Source organism: Arthrobacter sp. 05T47 (assembly GCF_056395825.1).
The window spans coordinates 1-1,720 of record NZ_JBFTKG010000172.1; the positions used below are offsets into that span (position 1 = coordinate 1).

The following is a 1,720-nucleotide window of genomic DNA, read 5'->3' on the forward strand; positions in this document are numbered from 1 at the left end:
GGCCGGGGCGTAGCCCGGAGCCGAGGCGGTCACGACGACCGTGGCGGTCTCACCGACGTAGGTCGGGCCGACGTAGGCCGCGGGGCGGGGCGTGAAGGTCCGGCCGCTGCCCCACACCCCGTCTTTGGACAGCCAGTCGTAGGTGAACGTCAGCTTCTCGACCGGTTCAGACCAGGTGCCGGACGTCACCTTCATCGCAGAGCCAATCACGAAGGTCCCCGTCACGACCGGCTTGGTGATATTCGTCAACTGCTTCAGCTCGACGTCCGCGGCCGCCGGCACAGCTACCCGGTTGGAGCAGGCGTGACCGGAGAAGAACCCCGAAACACCGGACTCAAGGACCAGTGTGTGCCCCTGATCCTCGGCAGTGATCGTGTAGGTCAGCCCGGTGGCTCCGGGAATGACAATGCCGTCACGCAGCCACCGGTACTCGTGCTCCTGGTCGTTAAAAGCCCAGGGAACATCATCAACGCCGGTGAGGACGTCCCCCAGACCGGTGCCGCCGGTTACCACGGCGCCGGGCGTTTGGTTGTAAGAGGAAACGTCGCGCTGTGTAGAGGTCGCAGTGACCGGGCTGAATCCGGCAGCGTGGCCTGTGACCCTGACACTGAGCAGCCCCTTCGAACCCCAGCCCGTCGTGTCGAACATTTTCCCGGTGGCACCCGCGATGGGCGCGCCGTCGCGAAGCCATTGGTACTGGAAATACATGCCCGTAGCGCCCCGAAAATTCCCCGGCGTAGCGATCACGAGGCGGCTGGGCCTATGCAGGTTGATGCTCGCGGATACGAAGCTCACGTACCCGGGAAGGAAAGAGGGGACGGCGCCGCCGGCGTTCGTGACAAGGGCGGTTATGCTACCGAGGTCCGCCTCGGTCAGCAGGTAGGTGAGGCCGGTGGCGCCCGGGACGGGCTCATCGTTGCGCAGCCATTGATGGTGTCAGCGTGGTGTCCCCGGGACCCCAGGTGGCGTCCCGGGGACCCCAGGTGCCGTCAATAACGGTCAGGGTGCTGCCGACCTGGATGGCACCACTGATGCCGGGCCGCGGCCCCGTCACGGCGGCGCTGTCGACCAGCACGGGATAGACCGATCCGTTGTCGGCCGTGCAGAATATGACGGAATCAACGGGCGGGCCGCAGGGATCCGTCGTTACAGCCTGCGCCGGAAGCGCGAGACCGACCAGCGACAGAGCGGCGAGTGCCCCGGCGGCGCCGAGACGGATGGTCTTGTTTTTCAATTGTTCCCCCAAAAGGCTTCGGGCCGGTCATCCGGGCCCATGCTGATAGTAACGCCCAGGACCGGTTTGCGATTACGTCGCTGCAGGTCAGGGTGCAGAACTGATGGGAGCGGCCTCTTCGGTTCGCCCGGCACCACACGGTCGGCAAGGCCAGCCGGGTCGCCACCCGCAATGCGGAACTGGGCGCCGTCCTCCGCCACGACTACAGCTGAGCCGGGGCTCACAGTCGAGCAGAACGGGTCGGAACTTGTTGCCGACATCGCCTGGGTTATTTCACCAATCCATCAGGGCCAGGGGATGGCGTCCGAAGCCACCAAGGAGATGACCGGTTGGTTGCGATCCAAAGGCGTGAGCAGCTTCGTGGCGTTTGTGCATCCCGAGCATTACGCCTCTATGGGTGTCGCCCGAAATCAAGGCCTTCATCCGACGCCCATGATGGAGGCCGGCGAACCGCTGGGAATCCTAGCAATCGCCACGGGACCCTGA

2 protein-coding genes and 1 pseudogene are annotated in these 1,720 nt (G+C 65.2%); 1 reads left to right on the forward strand and 2 read right to left on the reverse strand.

The annotated features are described in order from the left end of the window. Both AC1DEY_RS23655 and AC1DEY_RS23660 read right to left on the reverse strand, forming a co-directional pair. Positions 1 to 708: pseudogene (locus AC1DEY_RS23655) on the reverse strand (hypothetical protein); the annotation flags it as partial. 202 nt (positions 709 to 910) lie between these two features. After that, entirely contained in the window at positions 911 to 1,234 is a 324-nt protein-coding gene (locus AC1DEY_RS23660) for a hypothetical protein (protein WP_476870126.1), read from the reverse strand. Positions 1,235 to 1,405: 171 nt separating this feature from the next. Between AC1DEY_RS23660 and AC1DEY_RS23665 the strand changes: the two genes are divergently transcribed. Continuing rightward, positions 1,406 to 1,720 (forward strand): GNAT family N-acetyltransferase, encoded by a 315-nt coding sequence (locus AC1DEY_RS23665; RefSeq protein WP_476870127.1) that lies wholly within the window; start codon positions 1,406 to 1,408, stop codon positions 1,718 to 1,720.